The organism is Lacinutrix venerupis (genome assembly GCF_001971745.1).
Lineage (GTDB): Bacteria > Bacteroidota > Bacteroidia > Flavobacteriales > Flavobacteriaceae > Lacinutrix > Lacinutrix venerupis.
In genome coordinates, this window is record NZ_CP019352.1 from 641052 (window position 1) to 655010 (window position 13959).

Here is a 13959-nt window from a genome sequence, read left to right on the forward strand (position 1 = left end):
AATATATTTCATAAAGAATTGATAAAGGTTTGCTATAATGGCAAACCTTTTTTTATTTTAGTAAAAAAGTAAATTATAATGAGCAAAATAACAAAAGCGCAAGACGCAATAGATAGTAAATTATTAGACGAAAGAAAGGTGTTTCTTTGGGGAATGGTAGACGATAAAAGCGCAAAGCATGTTATCGATAGGCTTCTTTATTTAGATAGCTTAGAAACTAAGGATATTACATTGTATATAAATAGTCCAGGAGGTTATGTTACTTCTGGTTTTGCAATGTACGACACGATTAAATCTTTAAAAAGTGATGTGTCTACAGTATGTACTGGTTTAGCAGCTTCTATGGGATCTATTTTATTATCTGTAGGTGCAAAAGGAAAACGTTTTATACAACCTCACGCACGTGTAATGATTCATCAACCTAGTGGTGGTGCTCGTGGGCAAGCAAGTGATATAGAAATTACAGCACAAGAAATTTTAAAAACTAAAGAGTTAAGTGCTAAAATATTAGCAGAAAACTGTGGACAGGATTTCGAAAAGGTAATGAAAGACTTTAATCGTGACCATTGGATGGGAGCTGAAGAGTCTAAAGATTATGGAATTGTTGACGGAATTTTAGAATAAAATATAGATTATAAAAAGAGAATAGAGTTTTAATTCTATTCTCTTTTTTTTTATTAAATAATTTAAATAGAGTTCTGCTTTTACAGAAACAAAATGAATTTACAAGACGAATTAAATAAAGCAGGCGGATTTAAAAACTTAGAACACTTGGCAAAACAAGTAGTTGAAGGTTTTATTTCCGGTATGCATAAAAGTCCGTTTCATGGTTTCTCTGCAGAATTTGCAGAGCATAAAATTTATAATCAAGGAGAAAGTACACGTCATATAGATTGGAAGCTTTTTGCGAAAACCGATAAGCTTTATACAAAACGTTACGATGATGAAACTAATTTACGTTGTCATATTATTTTAGACAATAGTAGTTCTATGCATTATCCTGAAAAAACAAATTTTGACATAGATAATCTAAATAAAATTGCATTTTCGGCATTAGCATCAGCATCATTAATGCATATTCTTAAAAAGCAACGTGATGCGGTAGGATTAAGTATTTATAGTGATGCTTACGATTTTTACGCTAACGAAAAAGGAAGTGAGCGCCATCATCAAATGCTTTTAGCGCAATTAAGTAATGCGGTTTTAAGTAAACCTAAAAATAAGCAAACCGAAACATACCAATATTTGCATCAAATAGCAGAGAAAATTCATAGACGTTCACTAATATTTGTATTTACAGATATGTTTCAAACTTCTACAGATGAGGTTAAGCTTTTTGAAGCACTACGTCACTTAAAACATAATAAGCATGAAGTAGTATTGTTTCATGTATTCGATAGAAGTAAAGAGCTTATTTTTAATTTTGATAATAAGCCAAAACGGTTTATTGATGTAGAAACTGGAGAACATATTAATTTATATAGTGATCAAGTAAAAGATAATTACGAAAAATTGGTAGGTGATTATTTTAAAGATTTGCGTGTAAAATGTGGTCAAAACCGAATAAAGTACGTTGAAGCAGATATAAATAAAAATTTTGATGCTATCCTAACTAGCTATATGTTAGAGCGTCAGAAATTTATTTAAACTTTTTTTTAAAAAAAATCGAAAAAATGTTTGCAGTATTAAAATAGCGGTGTATATTTGCCCTCGCAATATGCAACGGTCTGGTAGTTCAGTTGGTTAGAATGTCGCCCTGTCACGGCGAAGGTCGCGGGTTCGAGTCCCGTCCAGACCGCAAAATTGCTAAAAGCTTCAACTTTGTTGAAGCTTTTTTTGGCAAAAAATTTAGTTGTGTTGTTTTGATGGGTGTAGTAGTCCATCAAACTGGTAGAAAGCTAGTTAAATAGCTTAAACCAATGAGAAGCTTTCCTTTTTTCTTTATTGAAAATTGTGAAGCTTTTTTGTTTTTATAGAATTTTTATTGCTCTTTAACGTTTTTTTAATAAAAAAACAGCTACAATTCACGTTTGAGCAGTAATTTGGATCTCTTTATCGATTTTTTTAAAAATTAACATTATATATTTTTTATATTAGCCGTACATTATTGATTCCCTTAGCATTAACATGCTTCAATAATGACTCCATTGTATAGACTTTCTGTCTATAGTTTACTATTTATTTGTTTTTAAGTACTATTCAAAGTGGTAGCAATACCTCTACATTAATATTAAATTAATAGCAACATTAAATAAATAAATAATTATGAAATTCCTTAAATTAACTTTAGTAGCACTTTTTTCAATTGGATTATTAACAGCTGTTTTACCTTCAAACAAAGTAGAACCAACAGTTAAAACCACTAACCATGACCTTTCTAAGCCAGATTTAGACTTAACTGCATTTATAGAGCTTAAGAATAAAAGAAAAGTACCAACTCAAGGATAGACTTTTCTAATAAAACAATTTTCAATACAAATAATAACAATAAAAAATACACTTATGAAATCCCTTAAATTAACTTTAGTAGCACTTTTTTCAATAGGATTATTAACAGCTGTTTTACCTTCAAACAAAGTAGAACCAACAGTTGAAACCACTAACCATGACCTTTCTAAGCCAGATTTAGACTTAACTGCATTTATAGAGCTTAAGAATAAAAGAAAAGTACCAACTCAAGGATAGACTTTTCTAATAAAACAATTTTCAATACAAATAATAACAATAAAAAATACACTTATGAAATCCCTTAAATTAACTTTAGTAGCACTTTTTTCAATAGGATTATTAACAGCCGTTTTACCATCAAATGAAGTAGAAGTAACAGTTAAAACCACTAAGCAAGACCTTTCTAAACCAAATTTAGATTTAACTGCATTTATAGAGCTTAAGAATAAAAGAAAAGTACCAACAGAAGGATAGACTTTTTAAAAGAACACATATAACTAGTAATAGCAACAATAAAAAATACACTTATGAAATCCCTTAAATTAACTTTAGTAGCACTTTTTTCAATAGGATTATTAACAGCCGTTTTACCATCAAACGAAGTAGAGGTAACTGTTAAAACCACTAACCAAGACCTTTCTAAACCAAATTTAGACTTAACTGCATTTATAGAGCTTAAGAATAAAAGAAAAGTACCAACAGAAGGATAGACTTTTTAAAAAACACATATAACTAGTAATAGCAACAATAAAAAATACACTTATGAAATCCCTTAAATTAACTTTAATAGCACTTTTTTCAATAGGATTATTAACAGCCGTTTTACCATCAAACGAAGTAGAAGTAACAGTTAAAACCACTAAGCAAGACCTTTCTAAACCAAATTTAGATTTAACTGCATTTATAGAGCTTAAGAATAAAAGAAAAGTACCAACAGAAGGATAGACTTTTAAAAGAATACATATAAATAGTAATAGCAACAATAAAAAATACACTTATGAAATCCCTTAAATTAACTTTAGTAGCACTTTTTTCAATAGGATTATTAACAGCCGTCTTACCTTCAAACGAAATAGAGGTAACAGTTAAAACCACTAAGCAAGATATTTCTAAACCAAATTTAGATTTAACTGCATTTATAGAGCTGAAGAATAAAAGAAAAGTACCAACAGAAGGATAGACTTTTTAAAAGAATACATATAAATAGTAATAGCAACAATAAAAAATACACTTATGAAATCCCTTAAATTAACTTTAGTAGCACTTTTTTCAATAGGATTATTAACAGCCGTTTTACCATCAAACGAAGTAGAAGCAACAGTTAAAACTACTAACCAAGACCTTTCTAAACCAGATTTAGACTTAACTGCATTTATAGAGCTGAAAAATAAAAGAAAAGTACCAACTCAAGGATAGATAAAAATTTGAGTTTTTATTCAACTAAATTTTTATTTTATTTAGTTTAAATTTGATAAAATTCAAAATTTATATTGAGGGCTTTTTTATTATTATTTTGTAGTTTTTTTGTCTTTTTTTCTTTTGCACAAAAAGAGAGAATTAACTCTACTTTAGATTCAATTATACTATATAGAGAATATTCTAAAAATAGTAATCTAACATTTAAGCAACGCATATTATACGCAAATAGAGCAATAACTTTATCCTCCAGTTATAGTGAAGATTCTACATTAATTAAAAGCTATAAAGCTTTATCTTCAATTTATTTAAATCAATTAAATACTTCAAAACTAAAATCTGTAAATTTTAAAATTGTCGATTTAGCTAATAAAGCAAAAGATACAGCGGCATTAGCAAATGCAAACTATATACTAGGTTATACTTACGATGTAGAGTCGAAACCAGATAGTGCTTATTTTTATTACTCAAGAGCTGTAAAACAATACGATGTAATAGGAGATAAAAAGGATTACATAAATGTTCTCTCTAATATGAGTGATATACAATATTATGAACGTGACTATGTAGGAGCAGAAATTAATATAATTAGAGCATTAAAAATTTTAGAAACCTTACCCGAAACCGAAGATAATATTATTGTTAAATGGGAAAGATATAATGTTTTAGGCATTATTTCCGGTGAACTTAAAAATTTTGATAAAGCTCTTGAATATTATAACCTAACAAAAAAAACAGTAAAAAATTACTCGCAAGCTTATTATTATAATGTGTTTTCAAATAATAATATAGGATCCATTTATAGAAGAAAAGGAGATTATAAAAAAGCTATTGAAATTTTTAACGAAATACTCGAAGACAAAACCTTATTAGATAACGACTCTTTATCTTATGCTGCTGTTAAAGCCAATTTAGCTTATTCAAAATATTTAAATAAAGATTTTGAAACACAAGAGGTTAATTCTCTATTTAAGGAATCTATTAAAATTTCTAAAGCATTAGAAGATGAAATTAGTATTATGGGTACTAGTGCTTATTACTCAGAATTTTTAAGCGAAATAGGAGAAAAAGATTCAGCTAAAAAATATGTGGATTTAGCATATAAAATTGCTAAAAACACGAAGTCTAATAGTTTTGTTTTTAGAACTTTAAAAACAAAATCTCAATTAGAAAAAGATTCTTCTAATATCTTTTTAGGAGAATACATTAAGCTAAGCGATAGTTTGGTTACTGCCGAGCGTTCAAGGCGCAATAAATTTGCAAGAATAGATTACGAAACAGATGTAATTATACAAGAGAAAGAAGCAATTTCTAAACAAAATTTATGGTTAATTATTATTTCTATAGGTCTTTTGTTTTCTATACTACTTCTATACATTATTAAAACGCAACGAGAAAAAAATAAAGAACTACAACTTGCTAAACAACAACAAGAAGCTAACGAAGAAATTTATAACCTAATGCTTTCTCAGCAAGAGAAAATGGACGAAGCTAGAGCTGTTGAAAAAAAACGAATATCTCAAGAAATGCACGATGGTATTTTAGGAAGATTATTTGGTACGCGATTAAGTTTAGATAGTCTTAATATGGATAACTCTCAAGAGGCAATTATTAGTCGAGAAAATTATATTAAGGACTTAATGGAAATAGAAAAAGATATTCGTAAAATTTCTCACGATTTAAATACAGACTTTATTTCTAATACAAGATTCCCAGATTTAGTAAGCACCTTAGTAGAAACACAATGTTTAGCATACAAATTAGACTATAATATTTCTATAGATAATGATATAAAATGGGAAGATTTAGTAAATAAAACTAAAATTCATATTTATAGAATAATACAAGAATCTCTTCAAAATATATACAAGCACGCCCAAGCAAAAATTATTAATGTGAAAATACACCAACAAGAAAATTTAATATCTTTATTGATAATTGATGATGGTGTGGGTTACGATAAATCGAAACAAAAAGATGGAATTGGTTTAAAAAATATAAAATCTAGAGTTGAAGCTATTGGAGGAAAATTAAACATAAAGACTAAAATTAATATTGGTACAACTATTTTTATAGAGTTACCGATTAATAATGAACCAAATTAAAATGGCACAAGAAATTATTAAAATATTGATGACAGACGATCACCCAATGATTATTGAAGGTTATCAAAACACTTTATTAGCAACAAAAAAAGAATCTCAAAAATTAATTATAGATATAGCTACAAACTGTGACGAATCTTTAGAACTTATTAATAAATCTATATCTCTTGGCGAGCATTACACTGTGTGTTTTTTTGATATTAGCATGCCGCCTTCAAGTGATGGAGAATTTAAATCTGGTGAAGATTTAGCTTTATATGTTAGAAAAAAAACAAGACGAACTAAAATTGTAATGCTAACAATGTTCGACGAATCTTACCGTATACACAGCATAATAAATAATATAGATCCAGAAGGTTTTTTAATAAAAAGCGACATTACATCCAGAGAATTAGCAAGTGCTTTTCAAGCAGTTTTACATAATCCTCCATTTTATAGTGGTACAGTAAATCAAATAATAAAAAGGACACGATTTAGTAATTTAGAAGTAGATGAAGTAAACCATCATATTCTTTATCTAATATCTAAAAGCATGAAGAATAAAGATATTGCTAAAGAATTAAATCTTTCATTAAGCAGTATAGAAAAGAAAAAGAAATTATTAAAGGAAATATTTAAGGTTGAAGAAGGAGATGAAAAAACATTAATTGAAAAAGCTAAAGGCTATGGTTTTTTAAATAATTAGTAGGATTTTTCTCTGAAATGTTAAAATTTACAAAAAACACATTTTTTTTAAATTAGCCAAACATACCCATTATTTAAGCACTTTCAAGAATTTTAAAATTTTCATTACGGTAAAAACCGTAATTGGCTATTATTAAATGTATTAAATTTGTCCTATCAACAATCACACACTAAATTTTAGGTAGGATTTAGAATTTAGTTGGTAATAGCAAATTTACACGAACCTTGTAATTTCTCTTCTGAAATTACAAGGTTTTTTTTAAAATAGTATCTCTTTATAATCCCAAAATATTTTAATAAAGAAACCAAGGTAAACTACAGAAACTATAAATTTTATAAATGTTCCAGTAATAAAACCTATAAAAGATCCAAACGCTGCTTTTAATGCGGTTTGAGAATCTGTTTTATTACTTAATTCTCCCAAAAAAGCTCCTAAAAAAGGACCAATGATTATGCCTCCAGGAATTGGAGCAAGAATACCAACAAAAAGGCCAATAGTTGTGCCAATCATACCAGCTTTTGTGCCTCCAAATTTTTTAGCTCCCATCGCCGGAATAATATAATCTAAAGTAAAAACTAATAAGGCAATAATTAATGTAATGCTTAAAAACATCCAGTTATTTGGAACTGCATTTGTTAAATAAAGTAATAATAAGCCAATCCAACTTAATGGAGGGCCAGGTAAAATAGGTAAAAAGCTACCTATAAGTCCAAGAATTATAAATAATAATCCTACAAAAACTAAAAATATATCCATAAAGTATTTTTTTATAAGACGTTTAAAACCATTAAAAGTTACATTTGTAACTAAATAATTAGTTTTAACTAAAAAAATAGTTATATTTGAACTAATAATTTAGTTTAAAAAAACAATCTACTAAAAATAAGAGTTAAAAAATGAAACAACTTACAAAAGCAGAAGAAGATATTATGCAAGTACTTTGGCTTTTAAAAATGGCCAATGTAAAACAAATAATCGATGAGTTGCCAGAACCAAAACCAGCATATAATACAGTTTCTACAATAGTTAGAATTTTAGAAAGTAAAGGCTTTGTAGATTATAAAAAGAAAGGAAAAGGACACATTTATTTTCCGTTATTAAAAAAGCAAGACTACAGTAACCAATCAATAAATAAGCTTGTAGATAATTATTTTCAAGGTTCTTTTAAAAGTATGGTCTCTTTTTTTGTTAAAAAAAACGATGTTAATTTAAACGACCTAGAATCTGTTTTAAAAGAAATAGAAAAGGATACAAAAAAGTAAAATTATGTTACACTATATATTGCAAACTATCATTTTTCAATTACTATTTTTAATGGTTTACGATGTGTTTTTAAAAAACGAAACCTTTTTTAATTGGAATAGGTTTTACTTATTAACTTCAGCATTATTATCTGTTATATTACCATTTGTAAAAATAGAAGGTTTTAAAACCATTATACCTCAAAAGTACATTTTTAGTTTGCCAGAAGTTATTATAGGTAATAATACTAGTAATGTAATAACGTTAAATGAAGTGTTTTTAAATACCCAAAAAGCAACTTTATATTTTAGTTTTAATTGGAGTTATATTTTGTATTTAGGATCCTGTATTGCAATAATATTATTTTTAATAAAGTTATATAAAATAGCCATAATTGCTTATAAAAATCCAAAAGTAAAATTTGAAAAAGCTTTATTAATAGAATTGTCTAATAGCAAACACGCTTTTTCATTTTTCAATTACATATTTATTGGGAAAGACATAAATACAGAAGATAAACAAACCATTTTAGCACACGAATTAGAACATGTAAAAGAGAGGCACAGTATAGATTTATTGTTCTTCGAGATTTTAAAAATTGTATTCTGGTTCAATCCTTTAATTTATTTATACCAAAATAGAATTGCAGACTTACATGAATTTGTGGCAGATGCTAAAGCCGTAAAATCTAGTAGTAAAACAAACTATTATCAAAACTTGTTATCGCAAGTATTCGATACCCAAAAGGTATCATTCATCAATCCATTTTTTAAACAATCATTAATCAAAAAACGAATCATTATGTTAAGCAAATCAAAATCAAAACAAATTAATTTAGTAAAGTATTTACTTTTAATTCCAATGGTAATAGGCATGTTGTTTTACACATCCTGTTCTAATGAAAAGCAAACAGACACCCAAAATGTAGAAGAGTTAGACTTAAAAGAATATTCTTACACTCTTGGTAAAACAGAAGAAATGTCTGAAGAGAAAAAAGAGATTCATAATAAATACGTGAACTTTTTAAAAGAAAATAAAAATTTTGTTAGCTGGGAAATCTACGATGAACAAAAAGATGTTATGGTATATTCAATACATAAATTAAATGAAACACCACCAAAGAAATTTAGAGAGATAGAATTTGAGTTTAACGATGGTACATCTTATACTTCATTTATGCAATATCCTTCTTACAATTCTTCAAGAGAAAAAATGATTACGGAAAACTTAAAATCAATGAATGTTGTAAGTGCACAATATCCAAATTTTTCTGAGGATGAAGAAAATGTTCTTTTCGCTGAAATAGATCAAGTTCCTGTGTTTCCAGGATGCGACACTTCAGTTTCTAACGAGGCTCAAAAAAAATGTTTTAGCCAAAATATAAATAAATTAGTTGGCCAGAATTGGAATGTTAAGTTAGGTAAATCTCTTGGACTAGTAGGTTTACAAAAAATTTATACTCGTTTTACAATAGATAAAGAAGGTAATATTATAAATATAAAAACTAGAGCACCGCATCCAGAATTAGAAAAAGAAGCAAAAAGAGTTGTTTCTTTAATACCACAACTTGTACCAGGGAAACAAGATGGTAAAGCTGTTAAAGTTACTTTCGATTTACCTATAGCTTTTAAAATTGAAGAATAATTATACTTTTAAAAGATGTATAAGTTTTAAAACCGAAGCAAAGTCTTCGGTTTTTTTATTTTTAAGATAATATATTGTACTTTTCAGTTTCAATTTACACTATGCAAAGAGTATTTGTTTTATTGTTAATTATATGCGCATCATCTTGCGAGTATTTTAATGCAAAAAAAATAGCTTCAGAAGATATTTTTAAAGAAGAAATAAGTGCTATTAATTGGAATGATGTTGATAATTATCCAACGTTTTCTTCCTGCGATTCTTTACAAGTAAAAACAGATAGGAAAAGCTGTTTTGAAAATACATTATCGCAACATATAACTAATAGTCTTCAAAATGAAACCATAATTGTTTCTCAAGATATTGAGGATACAATTCTTTTAGAATTTCAAGTTTCTAAAACAGGTAAAATATCTATAAAACACATTAATTTAAGCGAAACTATAGAGGTAGAAATACCAGAAATTAAAAACATGATAAGTAATAGTCTAAATAGTTTGCCGCAAATTTATCCAGCACTTAAAAGAGATCAGCCTGTTAAAGCAGAGTTTAAATTACCAATTATTATTAAAGTAGATTAATTTTTTACTTAAAACTAGAATTTAATTGCTAACTTTTTCATTAGTCTTAAAACCTCTACATATAACCAGATTATTGTTACTAAAAGACCGTAACAAGCCATCCATTCTTTGTATTTAGGCGCTTTGTTTTTGTAACGTTCTATAAAATCGAAATCTAATAAAAAAGATAAGGCAGCAAACGTAGCAGCAACTATATTAAAAGATATAGCAAGCCAGCTCGTTCCCCATATAAAAGAACGAATGCCAAAAAAACTTAAAATCCAAGAAATTAAATAGACAAGAAATATTGTAGAACATACTGTAATTATTACACTTCTAAGTTTTTTAGTTACAACAATAATTCGAGTTTGATAAAGCATTAAAATAGTAAAAAAAGTAACTAATGTTACACCTACAGCTTGATAAGGCATTTCTGGATATTGAGCTTTAATATAGCTTGTAAAGCCACCAAGAAAAAAACCTTTAGCAATAGCATATAAAGGTACTAAAATGTGTGCCCAATTTTGCCTAACAGATAATACAATACTAATAACTATAGCAGCAAGTACACCACCTGTAGCAAACCATTTTATATTTACACCATTACTATATAATTTCCACACAAAAACTGTAATTCCTGTTGTAATAAATAGCATTAAAAAGGTTTTTGTTATAATGCCAGAAACTGTCATTTTTTTTTGAGAAACATTTTTTTGTTCCCAAAAATATGGCGCAAATGCAGGATTATTAGTTTTTAAAAAAGACATTATAAATTAAATTTATAACCAATAGCAAAATCTACAGGAAAATTATCTTGGTTATCTATAAAAACAGCAAAAAGCGAATCGTAAATAAGAGTTAAGTAACCATTTCCAATTCTTAAATCTGCGCCTAAACCAAAAATAAAAGGAGCATCAAAACCAGAAGAAGTATTTTCTATTGTAATTAAAGAAGCTGCATCTTCGGGATTTGTGATTGTAGTTTTTATTGTTGCACTTGTATAGGTTGCAAATTTGGTTTGAGCGTAAATATTTATATTATTCTTATTTATAAATCTAAATCTATATCCTAAAGCAATTTGTGTTGCAGAATATTGAAAGTCATCATTATCTGTAGTATGTCTCACGTTTAAAAAACCTGAATGTCTAGAATCTAAATTGTCTGAAACAGCCTCTATTTCTGTTCCAAAAAAAGCTGTTTTTTCATTATTAATATTTTGGTTAAATGGACTGTTGGTTAAACCTCCAAAAAGACCTAGTCTAAATTTTAATTTAGAACTAGAATCTGTTATAACGTAATTAGAATCTTTAGTATTATTAAACTCATCAATAAAAGATTTAAGACTATACGTAGTTAAATTTACCTTCGAGGCATCTATAGATGTTAAATCTGTTAATACCGTTTTATATTCTTCTTGATATTTATTCTCCGAGTTTTTTGTGTTTTTAAGCTCTGTAATTTTACCATCTTCTGTTCTTATAAAATAGCGATATTGCTCATTAATAACATTCCAAAGCAAATCTAAAGAACCTTCAGTTTCAGTTTTTAATTCTAAGGTTTCATTACCAATAGTGTAGGTTTGTTGTGCAAAAGTATAACTGCTATATGCTAGTAAACTGAATAATAAAATAAATTTTTTCATAATAGAAATAGATTTGGTTTTAATTGTAAAAGTAAATATTTTAAGTCAATTATGGTTTATTTACTAAAAGTTCTACCTTTCCATTTGTATTTAGTAAACATCGAAATACACGCAATATAGACGCTAAAAAAAGGATATATAAATGCCGAAAAGATAAAACTTGATAACTCGTTTTCTTGTTTAAAAAAATGAGCTGTTTTAAAAATAAGAAGAAAATCGGTAAGACTCTTTATTATAAAGACATAAAGTAATGGACTAAATTGAAGCCACCCAAATAGAAATAATAAAAAATAACAAACTAAAATAGCATTCATTAAAAAAACAATTAAACCTACTAATTTTCCAAATATAGAATTGTAACTCGAAGTCTTTGCAGCCCATCTTTTACGTTGGGATATTAAGGATTTAAGTGTTGGTTGGGCTTTAGTTTTTACAATGGCAGTTGTAGATTTTAAAAACTGAACATCGTTTTTATTATGTTTAATTGCCTTTTGAAGCAGAAAAATATCATCGCCACTAGCAATATTACTATTACCATTAAAACCATTAAGTTCTAAAAACAAATCTTTTTTATAAGCTAAGTTTGCACCATTACATAAAAACGGTTTACCAATACCAAAACCACCTATTGTAGCTCCAATTAAGCTTAAAAAATCTAATAACTGAAAACGTTTTAAAAATGAGTTTGTATAATGGTATGTAACAGGAGCAACAATCATTTTACATGGTTTTTTATTGATAAAACTATTTAAAGTGTCGAGCCAGAATTTGGGTAATACACAATCTGCATCTGTAGTAACTATCCAATTGTGTTTAGCTACTTTTATAGCAGAGACAATAGCATCTTTTTTTGGTGAATTTGAAATTCTTACGTTTTGTATAACCTTTATATTGCTTTCTTTTATTTGGGTGTCTTTTAAACTAAGCGTGTTTAAAATTATTTGGCTAGAATTATCATTAGAATCATCATCTACAAAAATAAATTCATAATGTTTTTTTGAATAATTTAAAGTTTTAATAGAAGCTAGCAATTTTGGTAAGTTTTTGGCTTCGTTTCTAAATGGAATAATTACTGAAAATTTAGTTTCAGGTTTCAGGTTTTCAGCATTAAAATGTTTTACTTTTTTAAAACCATAAACTAACCATAAAATTAATGCTAAATATAAAATGGTTATACATGTAAAAACTGTAATCATGCTGATTTGTTTTGTTTATTAAAATTAAAATTTAAAACAAAATAACTCCCAAAAATACTCGGAAACACAAAATTTAATATCCACATTAGTGTAATAGCACATAATACAGTAAATTCATCTATACCAGCAAACGAAAATAAATATACAGCAACACTACCTTTTATAACCACATCAAATATAAAAACCGATGGAATTATCGAGGACAAGAGATACATACTTGTTATAATAATCATCGCTTCAAAATAGCTTAATCCTACACCAAAGAGAGATAATAGGAAATAAAACTGATAAGAGAATACGAAATAACGAAATAGCGAAAGTAAAAAGGTGTTGACACTAATTCTAAAAGGTATTTTTCTAAAAAAATGCTTTAACTTACTTATTGAAAAAAAGTTTGATTTATATTTTTTTTGTTGTAATCCAAAAATTGATAAACTAAAAATAACTAAAAGCAATATGGCAAATCGTAGAACACGATAACTATCTATCTCTATTGGATAGCGTAGTGAAAATAAGTAGAAACCAATACCTCCAAAAATAACGGTAATAACCATTTGTATTGTATTTCCTGTTAAGTTTAAAAGTAAAATTTTTTTTCTGTATTGCTTTGCAAAATAGATAGCTTTTGCTCCATATTCTCCAATTCTATTTGGTGTAAAAAGGGAAGCAGTAAGAGCACCAAGACTTTGCTTTAAGGCTTCAAAGAAAGATATTTTTTTTATAAAGGAAACAAGTGATTGCCATTTTAAAATTTCTAAATACCAATTTAAAAAACTTAAAAACATTAATAAAATAACATTTTTAGCTGTTAAAACGTTATTACTATTTAAATATGTAGCAAATTCATAAAAATCTAATTTGTTATTATTTACTAATTTGTTGTAAATAAAATAAAAAGCACCAACTACAATGCTTAATTTAATAAGTACAAAAAAGAATTGTTTAGTTTTGTATGATAAACCGTTGTGCAAAGTTTTATAGAATAGTGCTTGCAAAATAACCAAATATTATACAATCATGTCTA

General features: G+C 27.2%; 19 protein-coding genes and 1 tRNA gene. 15 read left to right on the forward strand and 5 right to left on the reverse strand.

What is annotated here, in order from left to right; genetic code table 11:
* Positions 1 to 78 precede the first annotated feature (78 nt).
* From BWR22_RS02830 to BWR22_RS02885, 12 genes are all read left to right on the forward strand, one after another.
* Positions 79 to 624 carry a ClpP family protease gene (locus BWR22_RS02830; protein WP_198033388.1) on the forward strand — a complete coding sequence of 182 codons (546 nt, stop codon included), beginning with the start codon at positions 79 to 81 and terminating at the stop codon, positions 622 to 624.
* Between the two features lie 93 nt (positions 625 to 717).
* The gene (locus tag BWR22_RS02835) at positions 718 to 1647 is read left to right on the forward strand and encodes a DUF58 domain-containing protein (RefSeq protein ID WP_076731926.1); all 930 of its coding nucleotides are present in this window, start codon (positions 718 to 720) and stop codon (positions 1645 to 1647) included.
* Positions 1648 to 1724: 77 nt separating this feature from the next.
* Positions 1725 to 1798: transfer RNA gene (locus BWR22_RS02840), tRNA-Asp, on the forward strand.
* Positions 1799 to 2265: 467 nt separating this feature from the next.
* Positions 2266 to 2448, forward strand: a complete 183-nt coding sequence (locus tag BWR22_RS02845; RefSeq protein WP_076731927.1) for a hypothetical protein — start codon at positions 2266 to 2268, stop codon at positions 2446 to 2448.
* 54 nt (positions 2449 to 2502) lie between these two features.
* Positions 2503 to 2685, forward strand: coding sequence for a hypothetical protein (locus BWR22_RS02850; protein WP_076731928.1), 183 nt, complete (start codon positions 2503 to 2505; stop codon positions 2683 to 2685).
* A 54-nt stretch (positions 2686 to 2739) separates the two neighbouring features.
* Entirely contained in the window at positions 2740 to 2922 is a 183-nt protein-coding gene (locus BWR22_RS02855; RefSeq protein ID WP_076731929.1) for a hypothetical protein, read from the forward strand.
* A gap of 53 nt (positions 2923 to 2975) precedes the next feature.
* Positions 2976 to 3158 (forward strand): hypothetical protein, encoded by a 183-nt coding sequence (locus BWR22_RS02860; protein WP_076731930.1) that lies wholly within the window; start codon positions 2976 to 2978, stop codon positions 3156 to 3158.
* 52 nt (positions 3159 to 3210) lie between these two features.
* Complete coding sequence (locus BWR22_RS02865) at positions 3211 to 3393, forward strand: hypothetical protein (RefSeq protein WP_076731931.1); 183 nt, start codon at positions 3211 to 3213, stop codon at positions 3391 to 3393.
* Between the two features lie 52 nt (positions 3394 to 3445).
* The gene (locus BWR22_RS02870; RefSeq protein ID WP_076731932.1) at positions 3446 to 3628 is read left to right on the forward strand and encodes a hypothetical protein; all 183 of its coding nucleotides are present in this window, start codon (positions 3446 to 3448) and stop codon (positions 3626 to 3628) included.
* Positions 3629 to 3681: 53 nt separating this feature from the next.
* A complete protein-coding gene (locus BWR22_RS02875) occupies positions 3682 to 3864 on the forward strand; it encodes a hypothetical protein (protein ID WP_076731933.1) in 183 nt (60 codons plus the stop codon).
* Between the two features lie 74 nt (positions 3865 to 3938).
* Positions 3939 to 5969: a tetratricopeptide repeat-containing sensor histidine kinase gene (locus tag BWR22_RS02880; protein ID WP_076731934.1), complete on the forward strand. Its 2031-nt coding sequence runs from the start codon at positions 3939 to 3941 to the stop codon at positions 5967 to 5969.
* The gene (locus BWR22_RS02885; protein ID WP_241828223.1) at positions 5956 to 6654 is read left to right on the forward strand and encodes a response regulator; all 699 of its coding nucleotides are present in this window, start codon (positions 5956 to 5958) and stop codon (positions 6652 to 6654) included. The genes BWR22_RS02880 and BWR22_RS02885 overlap by 14 nt, the downstream gene beginning before the upstream one ends.
* Before the next feature lie 258 nt (positions 6655 to 6912).
* Here BWR22_RS02885 and BWR22_RS02890 read toward each other — a convergent pair whose 3' ends face one another.
* The gene (locus tag BWR22_RS02890; protein ID WP_076731935.1) at positions 6913 to 7410 is read right to left on the reverse strand and encodes a DUF456 domain-containing protein; all 498 of its coding nucleotides are present in this window, start codon (positions 7408 to 7410) and stop codon (positions 6913 to 6915) included.
* Positions 7411 to 7550: 140 nt separating this feature from the next.
* Between BWR22_RS02890 and BWR22_RS02895 the strand changes: the two genes are divergently transcribed.
* The 3 genes from BWR22_RS02895 (at position 7551) to BWR22_RS02905 (ending at position 10118) form a co-directional block, all read left to right on the forward strand.
* Positions 7551 to 7916, forward strand: a complete 366-nt coding sequence (locus tag BWR22_RS02895; protein ID WP_076731936.1) for a BlaI/MecI/CopY family transcriptional regulator — start codon at positions 7551 to 7553, stop codon at positions 7914 to 7916.
* Between the two features lie 4 nt (positions 7917 to 7920).
* Entirely contained in the window at positions 7921 to 9540 is a 1620-nt protein-coding gene (locus BWR22_RS02900; RefSeq protein WP_076731937.1) for a M56 family metallopeptidase, read from the forward strand.
* Between the two features lie 101 nt (positions 9541 to 9641).
* Positions 9642 to 10118 carry a hypothetical protein gene (locus tag BWR22_RS02905; protein WP_076731938.1) on the forward strand — a complete coding sequence of 159 codons (477 nt, stop codon included), beginning with the start codon at positions 9642 to 9644 and terminating at the stop codon, positions 10116 to 10118.
* Between the two features lie 14 nt (positions 10119 to 10132).
* On the opposite strand, the gene BWR22_RS02910 is transcribed toward BWR22_RS02905, so the two are convergent.
* The 4 genes from BWR22_RS02910 to BWR22_RS02925 are packed head-to-tail and all read right to left on the reverse strand — an operon-like array spanning position 10133 to position 13906.
* Complete coding sequence (locus BWR22_RS02910; RefSeq protein ID WP_076731939.1) at positions 10133 to 10864, reverse strand: Bax inhibitor-1/YccA family protein; 732 nt, start codon at positions 10862 to 10864, stop codon at positions 10133 to 10135.
* Entirely contained in the window at positions 10864 to 11739 is an 876-nt protein-coding gene (locus tag BWR22_RS02915) for a hypothetical protein (protein WP_076731940.1), read from the reverse strand. Before BWR22_RS02915 ends, BWR22_RS02910 begins: the two co-directional genes overlap by 1 nt.
* A 56-nt stretch (positions 11740 to 11795) precedes the next feature.
* Positions 11796 to 12935, reverse strand: coding sequence for a glycosyltransferase family 2 protein (locus BWR22_RS02920; protein ID WP_076731941.1), 1140 nt, complete (start codon positions 12933 to 12935; stop codon positions 11796 to 11798).
* Positions 12932 to 13906, reverse strand: a complete 975-nt coding sequence (locus BWR22_RS02925; protein WP_076731942.1) for a lysylphosphatidylglycerol synthase domain-containing protein — start codon at positions 13904 to 13906, stop codon at positions 12932 to 12934. Before BWR22_RS02925 ends, BWR22_RS02920 begins: the two co-directional genes overlap by 4 nt.
* Between the last annotated feature and the right edge of the window lie 53 nt (positions 13907 to 13959).

Bases quoted from the DNA above. Each gene is read 5' to 3' on its own strand.
- BWR22_RS02870 (WP_076731932.1), top strand. From the start codon at position 3,446: ATGAAATCCCTTAAATTAACTTTAGTAGCACTTTTTTCAATAGGATTA.
- BWR22_RS02910 (WP_076731939.1), bottom strand. From the start codon at position 10,864: ATGTCTTTTTTAAAAACTAATAATCCTGCATTTGCGCCATATTTTTGG.
- BWR22_RS02845 (WP_076731927.1), top strand. From the start codon at position 2,266: ATGAAATTCCTTAAATTAACTTTAGTAGCACTTTTTTCAATTGGATTA.
- BWR22_RS02855 (WP_076731929.1), top strand. From the start codon at position 2,740: ATGAAATCCCTTAAATTAACTTTAGTAGCACTTTTTTCAATAGGATTA.
- BWR22_RS02890 (WP_076731935.1), bottom strand. From the start codon at position 7,410: ATGGATATATTTTTAGTTTTTGTAGGATTATTATTTATAATTCTTGGA.
- BWR22_RS02860 (WP_076731930.1), top strand. From the start codon at position 2,976: ATGAAATCCCTTAAATTAACTTTAGTAGCACTTTTTTCAATAGGATTA.
- BWR22_RS02915 (WP_076731940.1), bottom strand. From the start codon at position 11,739: ATGAAAAAATTTATTTTATTATTCAGTTTACTAGCATATAGCAGTTAT.
- BWR22_RS02830 (WP_198033388.1), top strand. From the start codon at position 79: ATGAGCAAAATAACAAAAGCGCAAGACGCAATAGATAGTAAATTATTA.
- BWR22_RS02920 (WP_076731941.1), bottom strand. From the start codon at position 12,935: ATGATTACAGTTTTTACATGTATAACCATTTTATATTTAGCATTAATT.
- BWR22_RS02865 (WP_076731931.1), top strand. From the start codon at position 3,211: ATGAAATCCCTTAAATTAACTTTAATAGCACTTTTTTCAATAGGATTA.
- BWR22_RS02850 (WP_076731928.1), top strand. From the start codon at position 2,503: ATGAAATCCCTTAAATTAACTTTAGTAGCACTTTTTTCAATAGGATTA.
- BWR22_RS02895 (WP_076731936.1), top strand. From the start codon at position 7,551: ATGAAACAACTTACAAAAGCAGAAGAAGATATTATGCAAGTACTTTGG.
- BWR22_RS02875 (WP_076731933.1), top strand. From the start codon at position 3,682: ATGAAATCCCTTAAATTAACTTTAGTAGCACTTTTTTCAATAGGATTA.
- BWR22_RS02885 (WP_241828223.1), top strand. From the start codon at position 5,956: ATGAACCAAATTAAAATGGCACAAGAAATTATTAAAATATTGATGACA.
- BWR22_RS02905 (WP_076731938.1), top strand. From the start codon at position 9,642: ATGCAAAGAGTATTTGTTTTATTGTTAATTATATGCGCATCATCTTGC.
- BWR22_RS02835 (WP_076731926.1), top strand. From the start codon at position 718: ATGAATTTACAAGACGAATTAAATAAAGCAGGCGGATTTAAAAACTTA.
- BWR22_RS02900 (WP_076731937.1), top strand. From the start codon at position 7,921: ATGTTACACTATATATTGCAAACTATCATTTTTCAATTACTATTTTTA.